General features: G+C 41.0%; 20 protein-coding genes, 1 pseudogene and 1 riboswitch. Of the genes and pseudogenes, 15 read left to right on the plus strand and 6 right to left on the minus strand.

All coding sequences use genetic code 11. The features are described 5' to 3' along the window. Positions 1–61 precede the first annotated feature (61 nt). On the plus strand, positions 62–1,690 hold the full coding sequence (gene panP, locus NH153_RS09320) for a pyridoxal-dependent aspartate 1-decarboxylase PanP (RefSeq protein ID WP_063703134.1): 1,629 nt from the start codon (positions 62–64) through the stop codon (positions 1,688–1,690). 19 nt (positions 1,691–1,709) lie between these two features. Here panP and argE read toward each other — a convergent pair whose 3' ends face one another. After that, a complete protein-coding gene (gene argE, locus NH153_RS09325) occupies positions 1,710–2,861 on the minus strand; it encodes an acetylornithine deacetylase (RefSeq protein ID WP_063703137.1) in 1,152 nt (383 codons plus the stop codon). 220 nt (positions 2,862–3,081) lie between these two features. Here argE and argC point away from each other — a divergent pair, with 220 nt between their 5' ends. The 9 genes and pseudogenes from argC (at position 3,082) to NH153_RS09375 (ending at position 11,095) form a co-directional block, all read left to right on the plus strand. After that, positions 3,082–4,092 carry an N-acetyl-gamma-glutamyl-phosphate reductase gene (gene argC, locus NH153_RS09330; protein WP_063703140.1) on the plus strand — a complete coding sequence of 337 codons (1,011 nt, stop codon included), beginning with the start codon at positions 3,082–3,084 and terminating at the stop codon, positions 4,090–4,092. Beyond that, positions 4,092–4,850 (plus strand): acetylglutamate kinase, encoded by a 759-nt coding sequence (argB, locus tag NH153_RS09335; RefSeq protein ID WP_063703143.1) that lies wholly within the window; start codon positions 4,092–4,094, stop codon positions 4,848–4,850. The genes argC and argB overlap by 1 nt, the downstream gene beginning before the upstream one ends. 7 nt (positions 4,851–4,857) lie before the next feature. Further along, the gene (locus NH153_RS09340; RefSeq protein WP_063703145.1) at positions 4,858–5,778 is read left to right on the plus strand and encodes an ornithine carbamoyltransferase; all 921 of its coding nucleotides are present in this window, start codon (positions 4,858–4,860) and stop codon (positions 5,776–5,778) included. A 9-nt stretch (positions 5,779–5,787) separates the two neighbouring features. Continuing rightward, a complete protein-coding gene (locus tag NH153_RS09345) occupies positions 5,788–6,990 on the plus strand; it encodes an argininosuccinate synthase (RefSeq protein WP_063703147.1) in 1,203 nt (400 codons plus the stop codon). A gap of 53 nt (positions 6,991–7,043) precedes the next feature. Next, positions 7,044–8,908, plus strand: a pseudogene (gene argH, locus NH153_RS09350) (argininosuccinate lyase). Between the two features lie 252 nt (positions 8,909–9,160). Continuing rightward, complete coding sequence (locus NH153_RS09360) at positions 9,161–9,367, plus strand: hypothetical protein (protein WP_063703152.1); 207 nt, start codon at positions 9,161–9,163, stop codon at positions 9,365–9,367. An 84-nt stretch (positions 9,368–9,451) separates the two neighbouring features. Continuing rightward, a complete protein-coding gene (locus NH153_RS09365; protein ID WP_063703154.1) occupies positions 9,452–9,916 on the plus strand; it encodes a hypothetical protein in 465 nt (154 codons plus the stop codon). Between the two features lie 86 nt (positions 9,917–10,002). Beyond that, the gene (locus tag NH153_RS09370) at positions 10,003–10,569 is read left to right on the plus strand and encodes a hypothetical protein (RefSeq protein ID WP_156503622.1); all 567 of its coding nucleotides are present in this window, start codon (positions 10,003–10,005) and stop codon (positions 10,567–10,569) included. Continuing rightward, on the plus strand, positions 10,562–11,095 hold the full coding sequence (locus tag NH153_RS09375) for a hypothetical protein (protein WP_063703158.1): 534 nt from the start codon (positions 10,562–10,564) through the stop codon (positions 11,093–11,095). Before NH153_RS09370 ends, NH153_RS09375 begins: the two co-directional genes overlap by 8 nt. A gap of 10 nt (positions 11,096–11,105) precedes the next feature. Here the strand turns inward: NH153_RS09375 and NH153_RS09380 are convergent, their stop codons facing one another. After that, positions 11,106–12,482: a capsule assembly Wzi family protein gene (locus tag NH153_RS09380; protein WP_063703160.1), complete on the minus strand. Its 1,377-nt coding sequence runs from the start codon at positions 12,480–12,482 to the stop codon at positions 11,106–11,108. Next, positions 12,479–12,961, minus strand: coding sequence for a pantetheine-phosphate adenylyltransferase (gene coaD / locus NH153_RS09385; RefSeq protein ID WP_063703162.1), 483 nt, complete (start codon positions 12,959–12,961; stop codon positions 12,479–12,481). Before coaD ends, NH153_RS09380 begins: the two co-directional genes overlap by 4 nt. Before the next feature lie 217 nt (positions 12,962–13,178). Here coaD and NH153_RS09390 point away from each other — a divergent pair, with 217 nt between their 5' ends. Continuing rightward, positions 13,179–13,832: a TetR/AcrR family transcriptional regulator gene (locus NH153_RS09390; RefSeq protein WP_063703164.1), complete on the plus strand. Its 654-nt coding sequence runs from the start codon at positions 13,179–13,181 to the stop codon at positions 13,830–13,832. A 108-nt stretch (positions 13,833–13,940) separates the two neighbouring features. Beyond that, on the plus strand, positions 13,941–15,398 hold the full coding sequence (thiI, locus tag NH153_RS09395) for a tRNA uracil 4-sulfurtransferase ThiI (RefSeq protein ID WP_063703169.1): 1,458 nt from the start codon (positions 13,941–13,943) through the stop codon (positions 15,396–15,398). A gap of 129 nt (positions 15,399–15,527) precedes the next feature. Here thiI and NH153_RS09400 read toward each other — a convergent pair whose 3' ends face one another. After that, positions 15,528–16,421 (minus strand): ketopantoate reductase family protein, encoded by an 894-nt coding sequence (locus NH153_RS09400; RefSeq protein ID WP_063703172.1) that lies wholly within the window; start codon positions 16,419–16,421, stop codon positions 15,528–15,530. After that, on the minus strand, positions 16,414–16,764 hold the full coding sequence (locus tag NH153_RS09405) for a VanZ family protein (RefSeq protein WP_063703175.1): 351 nt from the start codon (positions 16,762–16,764) through the stop codon (positions 16,414–16,416). Before NH153_RS09405 ends, NH153_RS09400 begins: the two co-directional genes overlap by 8 nt. A 157-nt stretch (positions 16,765–16,921) precedes the next feature. On the opposite strand from NH153_RS09405, the gene NH153_RS09410 reads away from it, so the two are divergent. From NH153_RS09410 to NH153_RS09420, 3 genes are all read left to right on the plus strand, one after another. Beyond that, the gene (locus tag NH153_RS09410; RefSeq protein WP_063703177.1) at positions 16,922–17,404 is read left to right on the plus strand and encodes a YajQ family cyclic di-GMP-binding protein; all 483 of its coding nucleotides are present in this window, start codon (positions 16,922–16,924) and stop codon (positions 17,402–17,404) included. 143 nt (positions 17,405–17,547) lie between these two features. Further along, the gene (locus NH153_RS09415) at positions 17,548–17,787 is read left to right on the plus strand and encodes a hypothetical protein (RefSeq protein WP_063703179.1); all 240 of its coding nucleotides are present in this window, start codon (positions 17,548–17,550) and stop codon (positions 17,785–17,787) included. Positions 17,788–17,960: 173 nt separating this feature from the next. Beyond that, positions 17,961–18,116, plus strand: a riboswitch (cobalamin riboswitch). Positions 18,117–18,150: 34 nt separating this feature from the next. Next, positions 18,151–20,004, plus strand: coding sequence for a TonB-dependent receptor domain-containing protein (locus NH153_RS09420; protein WP_063703180.1), 1,854 nt, complete (start codon positions 18,151–18,153; stop codon positions 20,002–20,004). Between the two features lie 149 nt (positions 20,005–20,153). Here the strand turns inward: NH153_RS09420 and msrA are convergent, their stop codons facing one another. Next, on the minus strand, positions 20,154–20,687 hold the full coding sequence (gene msrA / locus NH153_RS09425) for a peptide-methionine (S)-S-oxide reductase MsrA (protein WP_063703182.1): 534 nt from the start codon (positions 20,685–20,687) through the stop codon (positions 20,154–20,156). Between the last annotated feature and the right edge of the window lie 29 nt (positions 20,688–20,716).

A 20,716-nucleotide genomic window follows, 5' to 3' on the forward strand; every position in this document is an offset into this window, starting at 1 on the left:
AGTGCTCACCAAGGTGTCCCATCATCGGGTGCATTTTTAGCTGCTAATTATGGGTATTAGGATGGATCAAAAGCGTTGTGCCGTCGCCTCTAAAGAAAGCTTGATTCGTATTTTTACGGTGCCAGAAGCACCAGACTCGACATTAAGTAAAATCGAATCTGAAATTTCTAGCAATTTAGCTGGGTTCTTAAATGAGAACATTGCAGCGATTGAAAAGCCTTTGCACGAAATTGAAAAAGACTTTCAAACGGCCACTATTCCAGAAGAGCCAACTTTTGTTTCTGATTACGCTCAAGACATTATGGAGCAGTTAGTTGCTCATTCTGTGCATACCGCTGCGCCGAGTTTTATTGGCCATATGACCTCAGCGTTACCGCACTTTGTGTTACCGCTATCTAAGTTAATGGTCGGTCTAAACCAAAACCTAGTAAAAATTGAAACTTCAAAAGCATTCACACCACTTGAAAGACAAGTATTGGGAATGATGCATCATCTTGCTTATGGTGAAAATGACAGTTTTTACAGTAAATGGATGCACAGTGCGAAAACCTCATTAGGCGCATTTTGTTCAGGTGGCACTGTCGCTAACATTACCGCTTTATGGATTGCCCGCAACCGTTTATTAAAAGCCGATGGTGATTATAAAGGCATTGCTGCACAGGGGTTAATCGCTGGAATGCTGCACTATGGTTACAAAGGCTTAGCTGTACTTGTATCTGAGCGAGGCCATTACTCATTAGGTAAAACCGTTGATTTACTGGGCATCGGTCGCGATAACATCATTGCCATTGCTACTGGCGAAAATAATAAAGTTGATGTCGATGCGATGCGCAAAAAGGCTCATGAGCTTGAAGCGTCTGGTATTAAAGTAATGGCGCTTGTGGGTGTTGCTGGGACAACTGAAACGGGTAGTATCGATCCACTAAATGAGATGGCTGATTTGAGCGAAGAGCTTGGCTGTCATTTTCATGTCGACGCTGCATGGGGCGGTGCAACCTTACTTTCTTCAAATTACCGCCACCTTTTAAGCGGTATTGAGCGCGCTGATTCAATTACCATTGATGCACACAAGCAAATGTATGTGCCAATGGGGGCAGGTCTGGTGTTATTTAAAGACCCTGCCGCAACGGATGCTATTGAGCATCATGCGGAATATATTCTTCGTAAAGGCTCGAAGGATTTAGGGAGTCATACACTTGAGGGCAGCCGCCCTGGTATGGCAATGTTAGTACATGCTTGCTTACGTGTTATTGGCCGAAAAGGCTATGAGATGCTGATTGACCGTAGCATCGTGAAAGCACGCACTTTTGCCAACATGATCAAGCAAGATGAAGACTTTGAGTTAATTTCAGAGCCAGAGCTTTGCCTGTTAACCTACCGTTATGTTCCAAAAGAGATCCAAGCAAAGCTGAATGAGGCTGACGAAGAAACGAAATTAGATATTTACGCGTCGTTGAATCGCTTTACTGCAAGCATGCAAAAACGCCAGCGTGAAGCGGGTCGTTCTTTTGTATCCCGTACTCGTTTAACACCTGCAAAATATGACCATCAACCTACCGTGGTTTTTCGCGTTGTTTTAGCTAACCCATTAACCTCTAAAGCGATTCTAAAAGATATTTTAGCGGAGCAAAAAGAGCTGGCGAAAACCGACCCGGTATTTAAAAAATATTTAAGTAAGTATATGGAATAACAAAGGGAGCGTGATGCTCCTATTCACTAAAGCAGCTTGCTTTGATCATGTTACTGATAATCGCTTGCGAAGGTTTTATTTTTTCCATCGCCAAAAACTCATCTGGCTGGTGGGCTTGGTTAATTGAGCCCGGTCCCATAACAATGGTTTCGCAGCCAAGCTGTTGAATGAAAGGAGCTTCTGTACAATAGTTTACAGCGACAGCAGGTTGACCTGAGACTTTTTCGGCCAGCTTTACAAGTGCTGTATCAGTGCTACCACTAAATGCTGGGATAGGTTCATGCATGTCGATAACACTTACAGCATTTGGGTATTGGGCATTAATTTCTTCTGCAGCAGTTAGCAAAATCGCTTGCAGTTCTTGCACGCTTAAACCAGGTAAAGGTCGCATATCAATGTGCATTTCACAGCAGCCACAAATGCGGTTGGCATTGTCGCCACCATGAATATGACCAAGGTTCAAAGTAGGGTACGGAATTTTAAAGTGGTCAACTGAATATTTATTCTTTAATTCTTCTTTAATGATTAACAACTTTGTAATCATTTTATGCATGACTTCGATGGCGTTTAAACCACGCTCAGGATCAGAGCTATGGCCTGAGCGACCAATCACACGAATCGCTGTACTCATATGGCCTTTATGAGTAAATACTGGTGTCATATCAGTTGGTTCACCAATGATACAGCGCGCTGGTTTTAAATCTGGGTGGCGGCAAATTTGCTGTGCACCGGCCATCGTGGTTTCTTCGTCGGCTGTGGCTAGGATCAATAGTGGCTCTGTTTGCTTCGTAGCATCAAGCTCGCTAATTGCCTGCAATACAAAGGCAAAAAAGCCTTTCATATCAATACTACCTAAACCATATAGTTTATTGTCATGCTCGCTGAGTTTAAACGGATCGTAATTCCAGCGGCTATCATCAAATGGCACCGTATCGGTATGACCTGCAAGCATTAAACCGCCATCCCCTTCACCACGTTTGGCTAATAAGTTGTAACGGCCTTTGCCGTTTTCAAGCTCTGTGATTTCACAAGTAAAACCAAGGCTTTCGCACCAATTTGCGAGCAAGGTGATAACTCCTTTATTGCTCATGCACAAAGAATCTTCAATCGCACTAATTGAAGGGGCTGCAATCAGCTGCTGATACATAGATAAAAAAGAGGGTAGCGACATAAAAAATCCAAAAATAATTATTCAATCTAATTGCATAACAATATAAAAGTATTTATGATGAATATCAATTCACTTTTTAAGCATAAATATTAGTAAAGCTGTACGATGAACACGAAACGACGATAACCTGATTTCATTACTTTAGACAGTGTTTTTATTCGCAATTGTGCGAGTAATTTTAGGCGTATCGATAAACAGATTTAATAGGTAAAAGTAAGCAATGAATGTAGTGATTATTGGCGCAAGTGGTTATAGCGGCGCAGAGCTAGCAAGTTTAGTTGCTAAGCATCCAAAACTGACCCTACAAGCATGTTATGTGTCTGAAGGGAGTTTAGATAAAGATAAATTATTAAGCGATTTATACCCTGAGCACCTTGGATTGTTAGAGTATCCACTACAGCCTCTAACAGCTGAGGCTTTCCAAGATATCGAAAATAATGCTGATTATGTGTGCCTGTGTACAGACCACAAGGTCAGTGTTGATCTTGCTCCCCAATTTTTAGCCATGGGTAAAAAAGTATTCGACCTATCTGGTGGTTTCCGTTTAGCTGGGAATGAGGATTACCTAACTTATTACGGTTTCGCACATGAACATCCTGAGCTTTTAACACAAGCTGCATATGGTTTAGCTGAATGGAATAGTGATGCGATCAGTAAAGCAAACCTTGTTGCTGTAGCGGGTTGTTACCCAACCGCAGCACTTAATTCTTTAAAACCACTTAAAGAAGCTGGGCTATTAGCTGATCAAGCCATTATAGTTAATGCGGTGTCAGGTGTTACAGGCGCTGGCAGAAAGGCCAGTGTTAATACGCATTTCTGCGAAGTGTCACTTGCTCCTTATGGTTTGTTTAATCACAGACACACACCTGAGATTGAGCAGCACCTTGGTCACCCTGTTTTATTCACCCCACATTTAGGTAATTTTCCTCGCGGAATTTTAGAAACTATTTATGTGCAATTAAAACCGGGCGTAACAGCAGAGCAAGTGAGCTCGGCATATCAAGTGTTAGCTAACGAGCCGTTAATTCGCTTACTTGGTAATAAAATTCCAAGCATCAAAGGCGTCGCTAAACAACCATTTGTTGATATTGCATGGCAACAAAAAGATGAGCAACTCATCGTTATGTCAGCAATTGATAACCTTCTAAAAGGCGCGGCAGGACAAGCATTACAGTGTATTAATTTAGCCATGGGTGAACCTCACCACACTGGTTTAGTAGGAGCGCTGTAATGAAAACTTGGATCATTAAAGTCGGTGGTGCTGTGTTAAATAGCGCAGATGCAGCAAAAGCGCTTTTTGATGTTTTAGCCTCTGAACAAGATAACTTTGTCATTGTTCATGGTGGTGGTGCCTTAGTGGATGCTTGGTTACAAGACGCAGGTTTTGTAACTGCAAAACATCAAGGCTTACGTATCAGTCCAAATGAGCAAATGCCTTATATTGTTGGTGCCCTTGCAGGTTGTGCCAATAAACAATTGATGAGCCAAGCAATCAGCGCTGGCCACAAACCAGTGGGTTTAAGCCTTTATGAAGCGGGTGTATTGGTCACTGAGAAACTTAAAGTATTGGCGCAAGTAGGTCAGTGTTCAGGTAGTTGTGACAGCGTGCTACCTAGCTTACTTGAACAAGGTCGTTTACCCCTTGTGAGCTCTATTGGCTTTGGGGAAGATGGCCAATGGTACAACGTCAATGCAGATGAAGCCGCAGCGGCTATCGCTAAAGAGCTTGATGCAGAACTTATTTTTATGACTGATGTAGAAGCGGTACTAGATGCAAATAAGCAGCCACTACATCAACTTAATACGCAGCAAATCGAAACACTTATCCTTGAAGGAGTTATTCAGGGCGGGATGGAGGTCAAAGTAAAGACCAGCCTTCTTGCTGCCCAACATTTACGACGTGGTGTGTATATCTCAAGCTGGCTTAAGCCAGAGAACTTAGTCGCTTTATTAAAAGGCGAGCATGTAGGAACGAAAATTACACCATAGGTATTTCATGTTAAAGAATTTCTTAAATGGTCTTGAATTAGACCAAAAAGGCGCCCTTAAATTACTTAACTTAGCGCAAAAAATTAAAGCAAATCCAGCTGATTTTAGCCAAGCATTAGCGGGTAAATCAGTGGTTACCTTGTTCGAAAAACCCAGCTTACGTACCCGTTTATCATTCGATATTGGTATTAATAAATTAGGCGGTCATGCGGTTTATTTAGATTCACAAAATGGTGCCATGGGTGCTCGTGAATCAGTTAAAGACTTTGCTCTTAATATCTCCGCTTGGGCTGATGGCATTGTTGCTCGCGTGTATGCACACAAAACACTGACTACACTTGCTGAGTACTCATCGGTGCCTGTCGTTAATAGCCTGTGTGATTTATATCACCCATGCCAAGCGCTTGCTGACTTTTTAACGCTGCAAGAAGTGCATGGCGATGTTAGCAAACTAAAGCTTGCTTACTTAGGTGAAGGTAACAACGTCACACACTCTCTAATGTTATTAGCTGCCACTTTAGGCACTGATTTTGTTGCAGTTTGTCCTAAAGGCAGTTCGCCAGATTCACAAATTCTCAAGCAAGCAGAGCAAATTGCAGCAATGAATGGTGCGTCTGTTATGGTAAGTGACAGAATTGAGGCGGCAGTTGGCGCAAATGCAGTCTATGCTGATACCTGGGTTTCAATGGGTGATAAAACACCGCTTGAGCAGGTAAAAGCTAAATATATGCCTTATCAGCTTAACCAAGCCCTATTAGAGAAAACAGGTGCGCAGACTGTACTACACTGTCAGCCAGCGCATCGTGAGTTTGAAATTACCTCTGAGGTAATGGATGGCCCAGCATCAAAAATTATTCAACAAGCAGAGAATCGTATGCATGCGCAAAACGCTCTACTTGTCACATTATTAAATCCAAATTTTGTTTAAGGAACACCAATGAGTTCAATTAAAAAAGTCGTACTAGCCTATTCTGGTGGTCTTGATACATCGGCAATCGTGCCATGGTTAAAAGAAAACTACGGCTGTGAAGTAATCGCGTTTGTTGCTGATGTAGGCCAAGGCGCAGAAGAGCTCGAAGGCGTTGAAGCAAAAGCGATTGCTTCAGGTGCGTCAGAATGTCATATCGTAGACTTAAAAGACGAAATGGTCAGTGACTATATTTACCCAACTTTAAAAACAGGCGCTATTTACGAAGGTACTTACCTACTAGGTACGTCTATGGCACGTCCGATTATTGCTAAAGCGCAAGTTGAAATTGCCCGTAAAGTAGGTGCTGATGCGCTTTCACATGGTTGTACAGGTAAAGGTAACGACCAAGTACGTTTTGAGTCATGTTTCGCAGCCCTTGCACCGGATCTAAAAGTGATTGCGCCATGGCGTGAGTGGGACTTATCAAGCCGTGAATCATTACTTGATTACTTAGCTGAGCGAAATATTCCATGCTCTGCTTCAGCGACAAAAATTTATAGCCGTGATGCTAACGCTTGGCACATTTCTCATGAAGGTGGTGAGCTTGAAGATCCATGGTGCCAACCAAGTGATCAAGTATGGACGTGGACTAACTCGCCAGAGCAAGCGCCAAATGAAGCTGAATATGTAACATTAAACGTTGTTGAAGGTGAAGTGGTTGCAGTAAACGGTGAATCACTAACACCATATGACTGCTTAGTTAAATTAAATAACATTGCTGCGCCACATGGTGTGGGTCGTGTTGATATCGTAGAAAACCGTTTAGTTGGCATGAAGTCGCGTGGTTGTTATGAAACACCAGGGGGCACAGTGATCATGGCAGCTCTTCAAGCGGTTGATGAGCTCGTGTTAGATAAATCAAGCCGTAAGTGGAAAGAAGTGCTTGGTGGTGAGTTCTCTCACCTAGTGTATGACGGTCGTTGGTTTACGCCATTAAAAGACTCGATTCTTGCTGGTGCTGAATCTCTGTCTAAGTTAGCAACGGGTGAAGTTGTGCTTAAGCTTTATAAAGGCCAAGTCACTGCGGTACAGAAAAAATCACCGAATAGCTTATACAGCGAAGACTTTGCAACCTTCGGTGAAGATGATGTATATGACCAATCACATGCTGAAGGCTTCATTCGTTTATTCTCGCTATCAAGCAGAATCTCAGCACTAACGAAAAAGTAATTTAATTATTGCCCTGCACGAGCAGGGCAATAGCCGAATTTGGAGACAGTTCAATGGCACTATGGGGCGGACGTTTTTCTACGGGTCCAGATGAAGCGTTTAAACAATTCAACGATTCACTTCCTTTTGATTATCAACTTGCAGAGCAAGACATTATTGGTTCAGTTGCTTGGGCAGGGGCGTTAAAACAAGTAAACGTTTTAAACCAGCAAGAATACGATGATCTCGTTGCAGCACTTAATAAGCTGCTAGATGAGGTTAAAGCAAACCCACAAGCAGTCGCTGTAGCAGGGCATGAAGACATTCATTCTTATGTTGAATCAGCACTGATTGATAAAGTGGGTGACCTTGCTAAAAAGTTACACACTGGTCGTAGTCGTAATGACCAAGTTGCAACCGATTTCCGCTTATGGTGTCGTGATACTGCTGAGCATATCCTTGAGGCAATTGCAGAGCTCAAAGGTGAGTTTATTGCCTTAGCTGAGCGTGAGCTTGGTACTATTTTACCGGGTTACACACACTTACAGCGCGCACAACCTGTGTTATTTAGTCATTGGTGTATGGCCTATGTTGAAATGCTTGAGCGTGATGAAAGCCGTTTAACCGACGCCAAGAACCGTATGAATTATTGTCCACTTGGTAGTGGTGCTTTAGCTGGAACAGCGTACCCAATTGATAGGCAAATTCTTGCCGAAGGGTTAGGTTTTACCGGCGCAACACGTAATAGCCTTGACGCCGTATCTGACCGTGACTTTGTGGTTGAGCTATTAAGCTGCGCATCGATTTCGATGATTCACTTATCGCGCATGGCAGAAGACTTAATTTTTTATAATTCGGGTGAAGCGGGCTTTATTGAGCTTTCTGATGGGGTAACATCAGGCTCTTCTCTTATGCCACAAAAGAAAAACCCGGATGCTCTTGAGTTAATTCGTGGTAAAACGGGCCGTGTATTTGGTGCATTCAGTGCCATGATGATGACACTTAAAGCACTACCACTTGCTTACAATAAAGATATGCAAGAGGACAAAGAAGGCTTATTTGATGCGATGCCAACTTGGCTGGCATGTATTCATATGGCTCAGGCATGCATTAAAGGTATTAAAGTTAATGCAGAGAGAACATTAGCGGCAGCAAAAGGCGGCCACTCAAATGCGACTGAGCTTGCTGACTATTTAGTGGCTAAAGGTATTCCATTTAGAGAAGGTCATCACATTGTTGGTACGCTCGTGCAAATGGCTATTGCACAAGGGAATAACTTAGAAGATTTAAGTTTAGAGCAATTTAAGTCTGTGCATAGCATTTTCGAATCAGATGTATATCCTGTATTAGAAATAGACGCGTGTATTAAAGCAAGACAAGCGCTGGGTGGCTCGTCACTTGAGCAAGTAACAAGCGCCATTAAATACGCAAAAAAAAACAGCAAATAGCGGTACGTGACGCAACCTTAAATGATGTTGAGTCAATCGCCAAGCTTATTCAGCATTGGGCAACGGTAGGTGAAAACCTACCACGCGCTAAGAGCGACATGATTCACTCAATCAATGAGTTTGCTGTTACTGAGGTTGAAAACCAAGTTACTGGCTGTGCATCGCTTTATATTTACGACACTGGTCTTGCTGAAATTCGCTCACTTGGGGCGAACCCTGAATCGCGAATTGCCGGGCAGGGGCGTCAACTTGTTGAACATTTGCTTAAAAAAGCCAAAAGCTTGGCGCTTAGTCGGGTAATTGTTCTGACAAGAGTGCCAGAATTCTTTGCAAGCCAAGGATTTAGTTTTTGTAGCAAAGACAGTTTGCCAGAAAAAGTGATCAAAGATTGTGAGCTTTGCCTTCGTAAAGATAATTGCGATGAAGTGGCGATGGAATATATTTTAAAGCCGAGTAATAGCGCGGTGATCCCGTGTAAACACCTGGCTTAATTTTCCCTGGATAGGAAAAACGCACGGTTACCCCTGTGCGTTTTTTTATGCCTGAAATTTAGATTTGCTGAATTTCATGATCAAAAAGATCAAAAATTATAAAAGTTGGATCGTTAATTGCTTTTATTATCAGCGCGGTGGCAACGTCGCGATGAAGTATAAAAAAGCGTCAAAAAAATGAGAGCGCTTAACTCAGCTTACAAGCTATTGTAAGCTGTACTGAAAAAACAATTAACTTAAAGGAATTAACTTATGCAAATTTCAAACAATAGCCAATTGCAAATGCAAGCTTACAGCCAATTGCAACAAACAAAGCCTGCTTTGGAACAAACTACTAGTAATAAAACCCTGCAATCTGATACAGTAACTTTATCAAGTGAAGCCTTGGCTTTATCTGGCGGTGCTGAAATCCAACGCGGTGGCGGTGGTCTAGTTTTCCCAGATAAAAAAGAGACATAATTTTTGGAAAAAATAAGTTAGATGTATTTTGATTTAAGCTCGCTCGGTTTACATTTCGACACGATTATTGTTTTAGGAATGCTGATGGCGTTCTTACTTAATTTGTTTTTTTATGTAAGTGAGCTTAATCAAGATAAGTCTTTGGTAATAACTTCCTTCTTCATGGCTGTTTCGTATTTTAGTAGCAACCATTTCATTGAATTAGAAAGCTCAAATACAAATCTTTATATAGAATGGTTCGTATATGATCTTGTAACACTTATCTTCATACTTGTTTCACACCGCTTTTTGTCTAAAACATCTACTGCAGCTAAATATATCTACGCTGGATTAATTATTAATAGCGTTCTTTATGCACTAATTCACATTGACTTAATTGTACTGTGGAATCGTGAGGTTTGGTGGTTTTGGACTTTTTACTCAATCGGTGTCAACGTTGTCGATTTTCTAATGATAGTGGCTTTAATTACTAATAAAGACTTTTTATTCGTTAGTAAAATCAAGAATTATTTGTTTAAAAAGCAAAGAAAAAACAATCTTGGCTACTAGGTAGCAAAGAGCAATCCAAAAATATTTCTACGTTTTATCTATTCCTTGCCATTCATTTATTTGCTAATTGCGGTCTTAATCTAATTATGAATATTAGTAATTTAATAATAACTATTCAGCAAACATTGGGCACATATCTAGCCACATTAATTATGTGGGGCTTTTTGATGACCTTTTTATTTAATATGGTTAGTCGCTCTTCGATTGTGAATAAAGATAAAACTTTGATGTGGATCTCTTTAGCTATATTTCTCTCTTATTTGCTCACCGACCCATTAGTATCGATGGCTTTTGAAATAGAGTCGTTAAGATATGCTTCTATTTTTATTATTTGGTGCATTCTTGATTTGACTTGTTTGGGTATCATTCTGCTTATTAGTCGAAATAGTTCGATAGAAAAATTTCCAGCCAAGTTGTATGTGATAATTGGCTTGCTAACGAATAGCAGCTTGTTTTTTTGCTTATACCTAGATGTTAGTGTCTACGGGAATGAAGAAAGATGGTGGTTATGGGATTTATATACAGTCACAGTCAATGTGATGGATCTAACCATGCTGGGCGCTCTGTTAACTAATAAAGATTTTTTTAAGTTAGCAGCATTTTTAAAATTTCTTAAGACTAAATATAGCATTCAGCGAGAGTTAAATGCTTAAACTAATCCAAGACAATTTTGGAGTGTACCTCGCAGCATTTATTATGTGGGGTTTCTTGATGTCGTTTCTTTATAACATGGTAAAGAAATCATCTGCACCGAATGGTGATAAAACAGTGATGTGGATTTCACTTGCATTGTTTATCTCCTACATGATGAGCGACCCACTACTTAATGTGGCGCTTGGCTACGATATGTTAGATTCAAGCTTTGCTTATGTGATTTGGGCGCTATCTGATTTAGCAATACTACTCATTGTGTGGCTAATTGCTCGTAAGCGAAACCTTGATCAGGTTCCAGCTAAAATTTATATATACACTGGGCTTTTAGTTAACTCATCACTGTTTTTAGGCATGTATTTCGATATAAACTACGCCTATACAGGAAGCTGGTGGTTCTGGGATGTCTACAGTATCACAGTGAACCTGATGGATATCATGATGCTCATCGCACTTTTCATTAATAAAGACTTTTTAGGGCTTGTGAAGCTATACAGGAAAGTTCGAGGCCAAGCTGAACCAGCTTGACCCCAATTGGTTAGAAACGGTATTCCCAGCTAGTTCTCAGGGCTGTGTTTGTTTCTGACTCATCACCTTTTTCATCTTTTGAAATAAGCCCTGTCACTTTCCACAGACCATTAAACACAGATTGCTGATAACCAAGCTCTAACTGCAGCTGACTCGTATCTGATGCGAGCTCAGCGTGTGTGGTTTCGCTTTCAATCCAACGTAACTTCGCATGGCCACCATAACCATTTAGAGTGTGGTAATAGGCGCCAAGGATAGCCGATTTACTTTGTAGCGGTGTTGAGCTACCAATTAAGCGTGAGCGTTGTGTATAGCTGCCAGAGCCATATACGCAATCGCTAATTTGATCACAGCTTTGCTCTGTATTTGAGTATTCAAAGTAGCTTTTTAATAGACTTTCTTTCGAGCCAAAATAGCTTTCTACGCCTAGCGTATAAAATGGCTCACTCGGTGCTAAACCACTTTCATTTCGACCCATTACTTCAGCATAAAATGCCACAGGTTGCGCCGCTAAAGTGGTTGAGTACTTAACATCTAAACTCGTTAAACGGTGTGTTGATTCACTGCTTTCGAGTGTAACAGGGTTGATTTCGAGGCTAGTTAAATAATCAGAGCCTGCACTGTTAATTGCTATTTCAAGGCCTGTTAATGGCGTACTTGCAAACCGGAGTGCCCAAAAGTCACCGTCATCTGAATTATTTAGATATGGCTTTTGTTTGGCGTAAATACCCGTTAACTGCCAATTACCGATAAACGACAGCCAACTTGGGCCTACATATTGCGTATTTGCTCTGCTGAAGCGCACACCTTTCATTGGCGCCGCATTATTTGATAGAAGTAGGGCGTTATCGTTACTTGGCCCCCACCAATGACTAACTTGCTCTGCACTGATTGACCAATTACCCAGGAGTACGGCTAAATAGCTATCTTGATAAGTAACATGCTGTTTATCAAGGGCGTCATCGGCGTAATTTACACTCACTTTAGCGCTAACACGCTTCCCTGTGATTGAACCATAACTATTTACACCGCTTTCTTGCTGGTGGCGTTTACCAAAACCTTGCTGAGTGAGAGGTTCGCTGTTGTAGTTTAGGCGAATACCTGAGCTGGTTTTTTGTTTTGCATTATCAAGAGCATGTTTTACATGCTGATAAGCAAATAAGCTTTGCTCGTCAAGTTGGCTGGTATTGGTAACGTCTAGGTCGCGTGCGATACCTTGCCACATTAATGGATAGCTATTAATTGGCTGTTTAATAATGCCTTGGTTAAAGAGCATTTCGATTGAAGCGCGAAGCAATGGGTCGTCGCTTTCTATCCATGGTCCAGCAACACTTGGCGCAGAGATCATTAGTAATGCAGTTAAGCTAATGAACTTTTTTAATTTCATCCGTGAATTTTATCCTGTAAGGCTTTGGCTACGACTGGGTCAACAAACTCGCTTACATCGCCATTGTGGCGTGCGACTTCTTTGACGAGTGTCGATGAAATAAATGAATTTTTTTCTGCCGGTGTTAAAAATACACTTTCTAGATCTGGGTTTAGGCGACGATTCATATTCGCTAACTGAAATTCATAGTCAAAGTCAGACACCGCACGAATTCCACGAATAAGCACTTCGGCTTTGTGGTCGCGAGCTAAATCAGCCAATAAGCCAGAAAAACCAATCACACTCACATTATCAAGGTGCGCCAAAATCTTATTAGCAAGTTCAACGCGCTCATCAAGGGTAAAGCAAGGTTGTTTACTTGGATTATGCGCAATGGCAACAATCACTTTATCGAACATTTTTGCCGCGCGATGAATTAAGTCTGTATGGCCATTTGTAAGTGGGTCGAAAGTGCCCGGATAGATTGCAGTAACGTTCATAACATTCAGCGATTTATAAATTTGCTTGCTATATTAACAGTGTTTTCTCGACGATGCAGCTTCGAAAATACGCGTATCGGATTAGAATCCTTCACCTATATAAGGTACTAAACCGATTGAGGTTAATATTTTTCAAGGTAGTATTTAATTGCTGCGCATTTGTTTATACTGCTCGGCTGGGGACCGTAATAATCATAAAAAACAGAGTAAATAAGCTATGAGCACAAAGGACAAAATCATACACACCAGCATCGAGTTATTTAATCGCCATGGTGAGCGTGCCATAACAACTAACCATATTGCTTCGCATATGGGGATAAGCCCAGGTAACTTGTATTATCACTTTAAAAATAAAGAAGATATTATTCGTCACATATTTGCTTTGTATAGCGATCATTTACACACTCACTTTAAGCCACTGACTCCCGGTGACGACGCACTAGAAAACCTAGCGGGCTATCTTGATTCGCTATTTGAACTTATGTGGCGTTTTCAGTTTTTCTACGACAACTTAGGCGATATCTTATCTCGTGATGAAGAGCTGAAAAAAGGCTACATTGCGTTTCAAGCTGAGCTTTTAGAGCAAGTCAAAGATGTGCTATTTGCATTGCGTGAAGGCGGTATCATTTGCATTGAAGACGAAGATGTCACAGAACTTGCGCATATGCTAAAAATGACCGTGAGTTTTTGGACGCCTTATATCAAAGCTCGTCGCTTAAGTGGTGAACTTGCCAGAGCAGATATTTATAACGGTATTTTAAAGGTATTGCTGCTATTAAAAGTCCACTGCACCGAGCAACACTTAGAACAAGTAAATCAATTAAGGGCAAAGTATTTAGCCCTTGCTGAATCTGAGCAAAACGACCACTAATCCTACAAAGCAGTTTATTTCCTAGACGCTATAATTTTTGTTATAATCGCGCGCCCTTGAGGTTGCTTAACCTTGGGGCGTGTGAAATCCACAGTCTAAGAGTGAACTATGCTTAAATTTATCGTCAAATTACACCCTGAAATCGCGATCAAGAGTAAATCTGTTCGTAAGCGTTTTACCAAGTTATTAGAAAATAACATTAAGATCGTTTTGCGTCGTGTTGACGAAAAAGTTCAGGTAAGAAACAACTGGGATAATATCTCTGTTGTTAGCTTGCTAGAATCTGAGCAAGTTCGTTTAGATATTATCGATGGCTTAAAGCGTATTCCAGGTATCGTACAGTTTATTGAAGTTACTGAAACAGACTTCGATTCAATCGACGATATTTATCAAAAAGCACTTGAGCTAATTGGCCATACGATTGCGGGTAAAACATTCTGTGTACGTTGTAAACGTTCTGGTAAGCATGACTTTACATCGAGCGACGTAGAGCGCTACGTAGGTGGTGGTTTAAACCAACATGTTGAAGGTGCGCGCGTTAAATTATCTCACCCTGAAGTAACAGTACGTTTAGAAGTGCGTGACGATAAAGCATATATCGTTACTCAAACTCACCTAGGTATGGCGGGCTTCCCGTTACCAACACAAGAAGATGTATTATCGCTTATGTCGGGCGGTTTTGACTCTGGTGTTGCCAGCTATCAAATGATCCGTAAAGGTGCACGTACTCACTTCTTATTCTTTAACTTAGGTGGTGCTGCGCACGAAATCGGTGTTAAACAGGCGAGTTATTATATCTGGAAACAGTTCAGCTCTACTCACAAAGTGAAGTTCGTTACTGTTGATTTTGAACCTGTTGTTGCTGAGATTTTAGAGAACGTTGAAAACAGCCAAATGGGTGTTGTACTTAAACGTATGATGATGCGTGCCGGTAGCCAAGTTGCAGAAAAACTAGGTGTACAAGCGCTAGTAACTGGCGAAAGTATTGGTCAGGTATCAAGCCAAACGCTGGCTAATCTTAGTGTGATTGACCGTGTAACGGAAACTTTAATCATTCGCCCGTTAATCCAACACGATAAGCAAGATATTATTGATATTGCGCGTAAAATTGGTACGGCTGAGATGGCAGAAAGTATGCCTGAATACTGTGGCGTAATTTCTAAAAAGCCTACGGTTAAAGCTAAAATCAAAACTATTCTTGCCGAAGAAGCTAAGTTTGATTTCGACGTGCTAAATACAGTTGTTGAAAATGCACGTGTGATGGATATTCGCGATATCGACACCGAAGCTAAGCAAGAAGTGAAAGAAGCAGAGTCTGTATCTGATTTACCTGAAGGAGCGGTTGTTGTTGATATTCGCTCACCTGAAGAAGAAGACGCAAACCCACTTGAGCTTGAAGGTATTGAAGTTGTACATTTACCTTTCTTCCGTTTAGCGACTAAATTTGGTGACTTACCAAAAGATAAAGAATATTACTTATATTGTGCTAAAGGTGTGATGAGCCAGCTACAAGCACTGATCCTTCACGAAGAAGGCTTTAGCAACGTAAAAGTGTATCGCCCGTAAGGGATAGTGAGAAAAGCGCGACATGTTCGCGCTTTTTTAATGCCTGAAATCATTACGAGAAACTTTACTCTTTCTCCTTTCCCCTTGTAGCTTTATTCTTTACTCTTTCTCTTAGTAGCTAGCAGCCCATCAACTTTTAATTTTTATCATGCTTAGCATTGCTTGATTATAGGGGGTTTTTATCCCTAACTTAGCACCTTGCTCACACACATAGCCACAAATTGCATCAATTTCAGATTCTCGATTATGGCTGATGTCTTGTTGCATAGAAGAAAAGTTTTCAGCGGTGGCTGTCATCACAGAATAGGCTTGGTCCAACGCCTCGCTGAGTTTTACATCAACACCTTGTTTATTGGCTACCAAACACGCCTCACTAAGTAAATTAATAATGCGCGTGCTAAATTGTGGCGCGCGTAACTGGCCATTTTTAACGTTATGAATTGCCGTTAAGGGATTAATGGCAATGTTCACTAGTAGTTTTTGCCAGCGCAGCGAGTGAATATCATCGCTCACAGAAAAATGTGGTAAGTAACTAAACTGCTGCTTAAGCTCGTTGAGCCTTTCGCTTGCAGCCGCATTACATGCGCCTAGCACACTTTCACCATTTCCAGTGTGGTTTACGCTATAAGGTGTTGTTTTAAAACCAGCTAGACGCGTTGTTAAAAACGCTAATCCTTGCGTGTTCAAAAGCTGGGCATTAAGTTCATCAACATTACCCATACCATTATGAGAAATAACGATTTGGCAGTCTTCATTGAGGTAAGGTTTTATTTGCTTAAAGGCCGCTTGAACTTGAAATGCTTTAACGGTGATTAACACTAAATCAAAGGGCGCTGAATGACCAAGCTCTTTATGATTAATGAGACGGGCTTTGATAGGGTGTGATTTACCATTACTTGCTTGATAAAAACGTGTGGTCAGGGTTGGCTTGCGGGTCAGTAATGTAATGTCATGTTGTGCAGATAAAAAATGGCTAAACAATAAGCCAATTGCACCATCGCCAACTATTAAAACATTAGCCATTACGTTGCTTACTACCTAAATGAAAACCAAGTTTTATAGCAAAATAGCTGATGGCACCAATAAAGTCAGCGATAAAGTCACCAACCGAGGCTTGACGGTAAGGCAGCATATCTTGCATAAATTCAATGGCGGCTCCATACCCAGCTAACAGTAAAATTTGCACCATGAGTGGTAATTTAAAGGCTTTATCCATCACCATGGCTAATATGAAGAAAATACCAAAATGCGCCACTTTATCTACGTGTGGGAAGAGGTTGCTCACCCCTTTAATTTCTTTGGCAAACAAAATCGTAAAGCCAATAATGCTGGCTAAAAAGATAACTTGGTAAACACGCCTTGTCACAATAAACCCTAAAAATGCCGAAATTGAATGGCCAGTATATCAAACAATTTTTGCATCGCACCTGAACAAATCGGATAAAAATAGAAAGAATCGACAAATAAGCGTTATAATTGCCAACCATAAATGAATTTAAAAAAGACTATGTTAGGAGAACCCCATGCCTTCATTTGATATTGTTTCTGAAGTAGAAATGAACGAAGCGCAGAATGCAGTAGATAATGCAAAGCGTGAACTAGAGACGCGTTTTGATTTTCGTGGTGTTGATGCATCAATCGAACTAAGTGATAAAGTAATCAAGTTAAAAGCTGAAGCACCACAACAAGTAATGCAACTTTTTGACATTCTTGCTGCGAAAATTTCAAAGCGTGGCTTAGATGTATCTAGCCTAGAATTAAGAGATGAGTCGCGTAGCGGTAAATACGTAATGCGTGATGTTGCTCTTAAGCAAGGTATCGAAAAAGACGTAGCGAAGAAAATCGTTAAGTTAATCAAAGACTCAAAAATTAAAGTACAAGCCGCGATTCAAGGTGAAGAATTACGTGTAACTGGTAAAAAACGTGATGATTTACAAGAAGCAATGCAAGTTGTTCGTACTGCTGATTTAGGTCAACCATTCCAGTTCAAAAACTTCCGCGATTAATACACTGTGTTTATAGCTTTAAGCTGTCAGTTTTAAGCTATAAGCCTGCAAGTTTCTGAACTTTACAAGGAGCGTATTTTGAGACGAATATTAGGTTACAGAGAAAAAGATATCTTCTAGCTATTTTCAGCTAGAGGATATTTATGTCAGTAAAAAACAAAACAATTGACCGTAATAAACACGGTAAAATAAACAGAAAATACACAGGTCCACACAGTACTTATTTTTACCAACAAACACCAAGTTGGTGGGTGAAAATGACGATGACCAAGCCAAGAAGACGCTTAAATAAAGCTCTTTGCAAGCGTGTGCTGAATGGTGCTGACCCAGAAGGAATTGTTTTTCCGTTAGGAAACTCGAAACCTCATGAGTACTTCTGGTAATCATTGTTTTATAAAAGCCAATCACCATGCTGATTGGCTTTTTTGATCTGTCTCCACTTGCAGCTTGAAGCTTTAGACTTAAAACTTGTCTTTAGCGGTATAGCCGTCCATTGACTTTCTTCCCCAAAATCATCACAATAACGGCCTATTTTCGAGGTGTTTGCTGTATCTTCAGATACGTTTTATTTCAAAGGGTGAAATAGTCGCAAGATAATCGGGAAGTCGGTGCGTTTTCAGGGAGAAAACAATGCCAACACTGCCCCCGCAACGGTAATGTAGATGCCATGCATGTACAGAGTCCGGAGACCGGCCTTGAAGTAACTTACTATTCGCGTGTGCGGTGGGCACAGGCTAGGGGATATCATGCTAAATAAATCTGCGTTAGGCGTAGCGGTTGCTGCTGCGTTGTCTTTTTCTGTATCTGCTGACGAGCAATCAATCGAGCACATCACAGTTTCTGCCAATAAATTCGAACAATCAATTAATGATGTATTAGCCAGTGTTACTGTCATTGACCGCGCTGATATTGAAGCAAGCTATGTGCGTGACTTACCAAGCTTACTGGCAACGCAAGCAGGCTTTCAAATTAATGCCAATGGTGGTTTTGGGCAAAGCTCAGGTGTTTCATTACGTGGTGCAAGTTCTCGTCATACACTTATTTTAATTGATGGTGTACGCACAGGTTCTGCAACACTTGGCTATAAAAGTATTAGCAATATTCCTTTAAACAGTATTGAGCGTGTTGAAGTAATCAAAGGCTCACGTGCTGCAGTATATGGTTCTGACGCGCTAGCTGGTGTGATTAACATCATTACGCGTAAAGCACAAAACACGACCTTAGATGTTACTTTTGGCTCAGACTCTTACCAAGAGTATCAAGTAGCGACAGGTGGTCAGTTTGCGGGTGTTGATGTTGCTGTTAATGCCGGTTATGAAAAAACAGATGGTTTTGATGTTTTGCAAGGCTTAGCCCCTGATGAAGACGGCTACGAGAACAAAAACCTTGGTTTTAACCTTGGTTATCAAAATGAGCAGTTAGGTGAGTTTTTAGCGCAAGCACAATACTCAGAAGGCGAAGCAAAATACGATAGCGCTTATAGCCCTGCAGACAGCACCTTAGAAAAAGGCGAGTTCGAAAATTACCAAGCTTCACTAGGTTGGAAAAAGGCTTTCGAAAAACACAGCCATTCCATTGATATTGCTATATCAAGTGATAGTTCAGATGACTCACGCATTGATTACACTGGCGCAACGGTGGTTGATAAGTTTGAAACTGAGCGTGAGCAAATCGATTACAATGGCCAATACTTTTTCAATCAAGCGCTGACTCTTAGTGGCGGTTTGAATTGGTATAAAGATGAAGTGAACACTAACTCAGGTACTTATTTAAAAGACAGCCGTGAAGTATTCGCTGCGTTTGTTGGTGCTTATTATGATGACGAGCAAGTGCTGGCAAACCTAACCGTTCGCCAAGATGATGATCAGCAGTTTGGTGATGAAACAACTTACACTGCAGCTGTTGGTTATCACTTAAATGACATCGCGACATTCCGCATAAGTCAAAGCACTGGCTTTAAATCTCCAACATTTAATGACCTATATTACCCAGGCTCAGGTAACCCAGAGTTAAACCCTGAAACATCAGATAACCAAGAGCTTGGCTTATCACTCAATGTGAATGATATCAGCCTTGATATTGCGATTTTCCGCAGCGAAATCGACAACAAAATCGCTTGGGCACCAAATGCATCAGGGCAGTGGATCCCAACCAATATAAACGAAGCTCGCCACGAAGGTGTTGAGTTTAGCTTTAAAAACCAAGTGTTTGGCTTTGATCACAGCTTTAACTTTACCTACCTTTCAGCGGAAGATACTGAGACAGGTCAGTCTCTAACCTATGTGTCAAACCACAGTGTGAATTGGTCATTAAACAAAGCATGGGGTGATTTTGATGCTGGTATCGATATGCAATACCGTGGTGATCGTGATGGCAAGTTAACGCACTTACCTTCTTATACGTTATGGAATTTAGTTGGTCACTACCAAGCGACTGACAACTTAACTGTGTCACTACGTGTAGAAAACCTATTCGATAAAGAGTACAACGCCGTTGATGCCTATGGTACAGACCTAGATGGTGATTACATCAACGATGAATTTTATTACTACAACACGGCTGAGCGTCGCCTGTTTGTAGGTGCCCGTTATCAGTTCTAATAGCCATTAAGGTCAACTGAGCTGTTTGCTTAAAGCGAGTAATTGACATTAATTTGCCCGTTGATGTCATTCGTTTTTAAGTTAAAACACGCTCAGCGTTATTATTAGTTCTGCGTCTAAAAGCTCGCTACCTACTTAGCGGGCTTTTTTCATTTTAGTTTATCTGCGTAATACTGTTCGAACTTAGCAAGCTTAGGGGCAATCAGAATACTGCAATAACCTTGATTTGGGTTTTCATTGTAATAGTCTTGATGGTACTGCTCTGCAGGGTAAAAGTTTGTAAGCGGGCTCAGCTCGGTTACTATCGGCTCTCGAATTTGCTTTTGTAAACCATCAATCATGGCTTGAGATTCTGCTTTTTGCTTTTCATCATGATAATAAATAACACTTCGATACTGGGTGCCGACATCATTACCTTGGCGGTTTAACTGTGTGGCATCGTGTAAAGTGAAGAACATTTCAAGCAGGGTGTTATAGCTTACAATACTGCTGTCAAAATCAAGCTGAACCACTTCAGCGTGACCCGTTAAGCCGGTACAAATTTGTTGATAACTTGGGTTTTCAATCTCACCACCGGCATAGCCAGAGCTGACATTAAGCACGCCTTTTACGCGTCTAAATGCGGCATCAATACACCAAAAGCAGCCGCCGCCAAAAGTGGCTATTTGTATGTTGTTATCCATATTTCACTTCCTTACCGTTTTGCTGACTA

It is taken from the genome of Pseudoalteromonas gelatinilytica (genome assembly GCF_001641615.1).
Taxonomy (GTDB): Bacteria; Pseudomonadota; Gammaproteobacteria; order Enterobacterales; family Alteromonadaceae; genus Pseudoalteromonas; species Pseudoalteromonas gelatinilytica.

Coding starts and splice junctions, on each gene's coding strand:
- panP (WP_063703134.1), top strand. CDS start 62: ATGGATCAAAAGCGTTGTGCCGTCGCCTCTAAAGAAAGCTTGATTCGT.
- argE (WP_063703137.1), bottom strand. CDS start 2,861: ATGTCGCTACCCTCTTTTTTATCTATGTATCAGCAGCTGATTGCAGCC.
- argC (WP_063703140.1), top strand. CDS start 3,082: ATGAATGTAGTGATTATTGGCGCAAGTGGTTATAGCGGCGCAGAGCTA.
- argB (WP_063703143.1), top strand. CDS start 4,092: ATGAAAACTTGGATCATTAAAGTCGGTGGTGCTGTGTTAAATAGCGCA.
- NH153_RS09340 (WP_063703145.1), top strand. CDS start 4,858: ATGTTAAAGAATTTCTTAAATGGTCTTGAATTAGACCAAAAAGGCGCC.
- NH153_RS09345 (WP_063703147.1), top strand. CDS start 5,788: ATGAGTTCAATTAAAAAAGTCGTACTAGCCTATTCTGGTGGTCTTGAT.
- NH153_RS09360 (WP_063703152.1), top strand. CDS start 9,161: ATGCAAATTTCAAACAATAGCCAATTGCAAATGCAAGCTTACAGCCAA.
- NH153_RS09365 (WP_063703154.1), top strand. CDS start 9,452: ATGGCGTTCTTACTTAATTTGTTTTTTTATGTAAGTGAGCTTAATCAA.
- NH153_RS09370 (WP_156503622.1), top strand. CDS start 10,003: ATGAATATTAGTAATTTAATAATAACTATTCAGCAAACATTGGGCACA.
- NH153_RS09375 (WP_063703158.1), top strand. CDS start 10,562: ATGCTTAAACTAATCCAAGACAATTTTGGAGTGTACCTCGCAGCATTT.
- NH153_RS09380 (WP_063703160.1), bottom strand. CDS start 12,482: ATGAAATTAAAAAAGTTCATTAGCTTAACTGCATTACTAATGATCTCT.
- coaD (WP_063703162.1), bottom strand. CDS start 12,961: ATGAACGTTACTGCAATCTATCCGGGCACTTTCGACCCACTTACAAAT.
- NH153_RS09390 (WP_063703164.1), top strand. CDS start 13,179: ATGAGCACAAAGGACAAAATCATACACACCAGCATCGAGTTATTTAAT.
- thiI (WP_063703169.1), top strand. CDS start 13,941: ATGCTTAAATTTATCGTCAAATTACACCCTGAAATCGCGATCAAGAGT.
- NH153_RS09400 (WP_063703172.1), bottom strand. CDS start 16,421: ATGGCTAATGTTTTAATAGTTGGCGATGGTGCAATTGGCTTATTGTTT.
- NH153_RS09410 (WP_063703177.1), top strand. CDS start 16,922: ATGCCTTCATTTGATATTGTTTCTGAAGTAGAAATGAACGAAGCGCAG.
- NH153_RS09415 (WP_063703179.1), top strand. CDS start 17,548: ATGTCAGTAAAAAACAAAACAATTGACCGTAATAAACACGGTAAAATA.
- NH153_RS09420 (WP_063703180.1), top strand. CDS start 18,151: ATGCTAAATAAATCTGCGTTAGGCGTAGCGGTTGCTGCTGCGTTGTCT.
- msrA (WP_063703182.1), bottom strand. CDS start 20,687: ATGGATAACAACATACAAATAGCCACTTTTGGCGGCGGCTGCTTTTGG.